A 6,351-nucleotide genomic window follows, 5' to 3' on the forward strand; every position below is an offset into this window, starting at 1 on the left:
ATTTATCACTAAATCATTGCTTTAAGTTTATACATTAATGAAACTCGCTAAACAATTTAGTCGCTTCGTTATAGGCGCTTTCAAAGCTCATTGGGCTGGTGTTGGTGTTTTCTTTTTTGGTGGTAAAATAGGATAATAACTTTTCGGTAGGCATATTCCCAGTTAAGTCGTCTTTAGCCATTGGGCAGCCTCCAAAACCTTGAATGGCACCGTCGTATCTTCTGCAGCCAGCTTGATATGCGGCGTCAATTTTTTCAAACCATTTGTCTGGCGTAGTATGTAAATGCGCACCAAATTCAATGTTTGGATATTTAGGTATTAAATTGCGGAATAAATAATCGATAATTTCGGGAGTAGAAGAGCCAATCGTATCGGAAAGTGATAAAATTTTTACGCCCATCTTAGCTAATTTTTCTGTCCAGTCACTCACAACATCTACATTGTAAGGATCGCCGTACGGATTTCCAAATCCCATAGAAATATACGTCACAACTTCTTTATTCGTTTTGTCTGCTATTTCAAGTATTTCTTGTAATGTTATTAAACTTTCAGCAATGGTTTTGTGCGTGTTTCGCATTTGAAAATTTTCAGAAATAGAAAACGGAAAACCAAGATATTGTATTGCTTTATGTTTTGATGCGGTTTCTGCTCCTTGCGTATTGGCAATAATAGCTAATAGTTTGCTTTTTGTTTGAGATAAATCTAATTGGTCTAAAACTTCAGCCGTGTCTTGCATTTGCGGAATCGCTTTTGGCGACACAAAACTTCCAAAATCCAGCGTGTCAAATCCAACTCGTAATAAAGATTGAATATATTGAACCTTTTTTTCGGTGGGAATAAACGTTTTAATGCCTTGCATAGCATCGCGCGGACATTCGATAATTTTTATTGCTTTCATAGGAATGTCAAAGATAAGTAAAACTTTATTTTTTACAAATATGTTTTTTTTTGGTGTTCGATTTATTAGATTTTGTTGTTAAAAAAAAATTATTAAAAACGTTTTTTTATTTATACTTTTGCAGCACAAATTAAGTAAGAAATTATGGTTAAAGATTTATTTGAAAGAATACAACAAAATAAAGGACCGTTAGGAAAATGGGCTTCACAAGCAGAAGGTTATTTCGTGTTTCCAAAGTTGGAAGGTGAATTGGGCCCAAGAATGCAATTTCAAGGTAAAAATATATTAAACTGGAGTTTGAATGACTATTTAGGGTTAGCCAATCATCCAGAAGTTCGTAAAGCAGATACTGAAGCAGCAGCACAATATGGTGCGGCTTACCCAATGGGAGCTCGTATGATGAGTGGGCACACTAAGTATCACGAACAATTAGAACAAGAATTGGCTGCTTTTGTAATGAAAGAATCGGCTTATTTATTGAATTTTGGTTACCAAGGAATTTTATCTACAATTGATGCTTTGGTTACAAGAAATGATGTTATTGTTTATGATGTAGATGCACACGCGTGTATTATTGACGGGGTTCGTTTGCATAGTGGAAAACGATTTACGTATAAGCACAATGACATCGAAAGTATGGAGAAAAACCTACAACGTGCTACAAAATTAGCTACCGAAACGGGTGGTGGTATTTTGTTTATTACAGAAGGTGTTTTTGGTATGCGAGGACAACAAGGTAAGTTAAAAGAAATTGTAGAAATGAAGAAAAAATACAATTTCCGTTTATTGGTTGATGATGCACACGGTTTTGGTACACTTGGTAAAACAGGTGCTGGAGCAGGTGAGGAGCAAGGCTGTCAAGACGGAATTGATGTGTACTTTTCAACATTTGCGAAATCAATGGCAAACATTGGTGCATTCGTAGCGGCAGATAAAGATATTATTGATTATTTAAAATATAATTTACGTTCTCAAATGTTTGCTAAAGCATTGCCGATGATTCAAACGATTGGTTCGTTGAAACGTTTAGAATTATTGCGTAATTCATCGGAAATTAAAGATAAATTATGGGTAAATGTTAATGCGTTACAAAACGGATTAAAGGAAAAAGGATTCAATATTGGCGATACTAACACGTGTATTACACCAGTTTACTTAGAAGGTTCTATACCTGAAGCTATGATTATGGTTAATGATTTAAGAGAAAACTACGGAATTTTCTTGTCAATAGTAGTATATCCAGTAATTCCAAAAGGAATGATTTTATTACGAATGATTCCTACTACAACGCATACATTAGAAGATATTGATGAAACATTAACAGCTTTTGAAGCAATACGTGAAAAATTGGAAAACGGTACCTATAAACAAATTGCCGAATCAACAATCACAGACAAATAGGAAATATTATTTCTAAAAAATAAAAAGCGTTGATTGTTTCAGCGCTTTTTTTTATTCTACTTATTTTGAGGAACTTAAAAGTGTAAAAAAGATAAATTTTTCGGAATGTTGATTAAATATTAATAAAAAATGAATTTTTGGCTCAAATAAAATTGTTTTATCCTTTATGAAATGATATATTTGTCCGTTTTTAAAGAAAATAACTTAAATTAACTATAATGCAGAACAAAGGACTAATTAAATTCTTCGCAATCATTTTTACGATTGCTTGTATCTATCAACTTTCTTTTACGTTTGTTGCTAACGGAATTGTAAAAGATGCGAAAGAAGTTGCGAAAGGAGATTCTCAAAAAGAATTAAACTATTTAAAATCATTAAAGAAAAAAGAGGTATTAAACTTAGGTTTTGCCAGCTTTACTTATGAGGAAATAGAAAAACAACAAATCAACAAAGGATTAGATTTAGAAGGTGGAATTAACGTAACGTTAGAAGTTTCTGTTAAGGATGTTTTAAAAACGTTATCTAACAATTCTAAAAACCCAACTTTCAACAGAGCTTTAGAAAGAGCTACAAAAGAAAGAAAAGGAAATCAAGATTATTTAGATGCCTTTTTTGACGCTTTTGCTGCAGAATCTAACGGAACTATAAAAATGGCTTCAGCTGAAGCATTCTACAATAGAAGTTTTGAAGAAGTTCAGTTAAATATGACGGACGATCAAGTGAAAGTTATTTTGAAAAAGAAAGTAGCTGAATCTATTGAAAGTGCTTATAAAGTATTAACAAAACGTATTGATAAATTCGGAGTAGCGCAACCAAACATTCAAAAAATTGGTGAAACAGGAAGAATTTTAGTGGAATTACCAGGAGCTAAAGATTTAGATAGAGTTGAAAAATTATTATCTCAAACGGCACAATTAGAATTTTGGGAAACCTTAAAACCAGAGGAATTAGGTAATTTCTTTACTGCTGCTAACGATGCTTTAAAAGCAACTGAGAAAAAACCAACTGCAGCTGTTGCTGTTGTTGATACAACGAAAGCAGTAGATCCAAAATCTAAAGTAAACGAATTATTAGGTGATAAAAAAGATGCAGCTAAAAAAGCAGCTAAAGATTTAGGACCTTTATTTGAAAATGCAATTCCAAGTCCGTCTGGATTAATTGGATATAATGTTAAGGATACAGCTAAAATTAACTCGTATTTAAAAAGAGCAGAAATTAGAGCTTTATTACCAGCAACGGCTTCAAATGCAAAATTTGCTTGGGGAAAAACAACATCTAAAACAGGTGATGTTACCGAATTATATATTTTAAAAGGAACTGCAGATGGAGTTGCTCCATTATTAGGTGGTGCCATTACAGATGCAAGTGCTGATTTTGACCAATTTGGTAAACCAGCAGTAAGTATGCAAATGAATCCAGTTGGTTCAAGAAAATGGGAACAATTAACTGGTGATATTGCTAAAAACGGAAATCAAGTTTGTATTGTATTAGATAATGTAGTGTATTCTGCAGCTACTGCAAAAGCAGCAATTTCTGGTGGACAAACACAAATTTCAGGTTCTTTCACATTAGAAGAAACTGCCGATTTAGAAAATGTATTAAGAGCAGGTAAATTACCAGCTAAAGCAGATATTGTACAAAAAGCAGTAGTTGGGCCTTCTTTAGGTCAAGAAGCTATTGATAATGGTATTTTATCATCTATTATTGGTTTATTATTAGTTTCTTTCTGGATGGTTTTCTATTACGGAAGAGCAGGTTGGTATGCTAACGTAGCGCTATTATTAAACTTAGTATTGTTATTTGGTTTTATGGCTAGTTTCCATTTTGTTTTAACTCTACCAGGTATTGCTGGTGTAGTATTAACGATGGGTACTGCGGTAGATGCAAATATCATTATTTATGAAAGAGCAAAAGAAGAATTAAGAGCTGGCTTGTCATTAGAAAATGCAGTTACTACAGCTTTCGGATGGAAAGGAGCAATGCGTTCTATTATTGATGCGAATGTAACGCACGTATTAACAGGTGCCATTTTATTTATTTTTGGTGAAGGAATGATTAGGGGATTTGCCGTAGCATTATTAGCAGGTATTTTAACGTCATTATTTACTTCAATCTTTATTGCACGTTTCTTTATTGATGCGGATATTGCTAAAGGAAGAAGTTTACAATTCTCTACAAACATTACTAAAAATTGGTTTACAGGTTTCAACTTCGATTTCTTAAAAATTAAGAAATTCACATATGCATTCTCGTTAATTGTTTGTATTATTAGTTTTGTTTCGTTCTTTACGAATGGATTCGACCAAGGTATTGACTTTGTAGGAGGAAGAACATTCCAAGTGCAATTTGACAAAAAAGTGTCTTCAGAAGAAGTTACAAATGCGCTTTCTACAGCTGAATTTTTTGATAGAGCTGAAGCGAAAACATTTGGTAATGATAGCCAATTGAAAATTACTACCAAATATCAAATTGATAAAGAAGGTGTTGAGGTTGATAAAGCCGTGAATGTTAAATTATATAATGGATTGAAAAAATTCTTTGCTAAAGATATAACTTATGAAAAATTCACAAATTTATATGAAGGAAAAGAATTTGGAATGATGCAGTCTATGAAAGTTAATCCTACAATTTCTTCTGATATTAGAACAAACGCCTATTGGGCAGTATTAGGAGCGATGTTATTAGTGTGTTTATACTTAGTAATTTCGTTCAGAAAATATCAATATTCATTAGGAGCAATTGCTGCGGTGGCGCATGACGTTATTTTTGTATTAGGAATTTATTCTTTATTATACAAATACATGCCATTCCACATGGAAATTGACCAACACTTTATTGCTGCAATTCTAACAGTTATTGGATATTCAATGAATGATACCGTAATTGTATTTGATAGAGTTCGTGAATTCTTAGGTGGAAAATCGCACCATGGTAATTTCAATAAAATTGTAAACGATTCTATTAATACTACATTATCACGTACTTTAAATACCTCATTAACGATGATTATGGTATTAGCAATTATGTTTGTATTTGGTGGCGATTCAATCCGTGGATTTATCTTTGCGATGTTAATCGGTATTATTGTAGGAACCTATTCTTCATTATTTATTGCGACACCTGTATTAGTAGATACAATGTCAGCATCTGATAAAAAACAAATTGAAGCAGAGCATAACGCATAACGTTCTGTTATAATATAAGTAAAACGTCCCGATGAAAATCGGGACGTTTTTTTTTAAGTTATATGAAGAAAATTATAAATGTTGCTGCTTTAAATAATCCACTGCATATCTTCCTTCATTAAATAGCAAATCTAAAATGGATAAATTGTTAATGAATCCGTGTTTGTTATCGAAAACTTGTGTGTAAGGTTCTATTTGAGTGGTGTCTTTTTTGCCATTTACTAAATATCGAAAATCAGTTTTATCAGTAACTTCATGAAAATATTCCGTTGTTTTGTCAAAAGGAATAGAGATTCCTAAAGCATCATTTATTCTTTCAAATATTTCAAAGTTTAGATCTAACATAAACTCGTGTTTCTTTTCGAATATGGGTTGTAAATCATCTATGAAATATTCGTAAAATGGCGAATTCTTATAAGCAGCTTCTAAAGATTTAAAATGGTTTTTTTGCCAATTGTATTGGTTGTCTATTTTGATGTCTTTAAAGTTGTTATTTGCATCGTTATGCTTTACTGATATGTTTAACATTTGAATTCCATTTGGGCTATAAATGTACATTCGGTTTCGGTTGGTTTGTTTTTGAAAGGTATCTTCCACTTCAAATGTAACCGATTCAGCATGAATCATCGCAATATAATGACTGATAGATGGAAAGTAAGTAGGGTAAATTAAAATTTCATTGTTCATAATTCTATTGTAATGAAAAAAGAGTTGTAAACTAAATTACAACTCTTAAATTATTTAAAGTAAATCTGTTTCTTTTTTCTTTTTCTTACCTCTATACCAATCCCAAGCAAAATATCCTGCTAAAAGGAATAAGAAGTATTTGAAATATGATTCGGGTTGACCTTCTCCGCTAACAGTTGT

4 protein-coding genes are annotated in these 6,351 nt (G+C 32.2%); 2 read left to right on the forward strand and 2 right to left on the reverse strand.

Annotated elements, in window-relative coordinates; all coding sequences use genetic code 11:
* Positions 1-34 precede the first annotated feature (34 nt).
* Entirely contained in the window at positions 35-898 is an 864-nt protein-coding gene (locus tag KA468_RS06340; RefSeq protein WP_291242096.1) for a hydroxymethylglutaryl-CoA lyase, read from the reverse strand.
* Positions 899-1,042: 144 nt separating this feature from the next.
* On the opposite strand from KA468_RS06340, the gene KA468_RS06345 reads away from it, so the two are divergent.
* Together KA468_RS06345 and secDF are read left to right on the forward strand one after the other, a co-directional pair.
* Entirely contained in the window at positions 1,043-2,299 is a 1,257-nt protein-coding gene (locus KA468_RS06345; RefSeq protein ID WP_291242097.1) for a pyridoxal phosphate-dependent aminotransferase family protein, read from the forward strand.
* 218 nt (positions 2,300-2,517) lie between these two features.
* The gene (secDF, locus tag KA468_RS06350) at positions 2,518-5,484 is read left to right on the forward strand and encodes a protein translocase subunit SecDF (RefSeq protein ID WP_291242098.1); all 2,967 of its coding nucleotides are present in this window, start codon (positions 2,518-2,520) and stop codon (positions 5,482-5,484) included.
* 72 nt (positions 5,485-5,556) lie between these two features.
* On the opposite strand, the gene KA468_RS06355 is transcribed toward secDF, so the two are convergent.
* A complete protein-coding gene (locus tag KA468_RS06355) occupies positions 5,557-6,171 on the reverse strand; it encodes a WbqC family protein (RefSeq protein WP_291242099.1) in 615 nt (204 codons plus the stop codon).
* Positions 6,172-6,351 lie beyond the last annotated feature (180 nt).

Origin of the sequence: Flavobacterium sp. (assembly GCF_017985075.1) — a bacterium.
GTDB lineage: Bacteria > Bacteroidota > Bacteroidia > Flavobacteriales > Flavobacteriaceae > Flavobacterium.

What these genes read in the sequence shown, in the direction of transcription:
- secDF (WP_291242098.1), top strand. Translation starts at nt 2,518, where the DNA reads ATGCAGAACAAAGGACTAATTAAATTCTTCGCAATCATTTTTACGATT.
- KA468_RS06355 (WP_291242099.1), bottom strand. Translation starts at nt 6,171, where the DNA reads ATGAACAATGAAATTTTAATTTACCCTACTTACTTTCCATCTATCAGT.
- KA468_RS06340 (WP_291242096.1), bottom strand. Translation starts at nt 898, where the DNA reads ATGAAAGCAATAAAAATTATCGAATGTCCGCGCGATGCTATGCAAGGC.
- KA468_RS06345 (WP_291242097.1), top strand. Translation starts at nt 1,043, where the DNA reads ATGGTTAAAGATTTATTTGAAAGAATACAACAAAATAAAGGACCGTTA.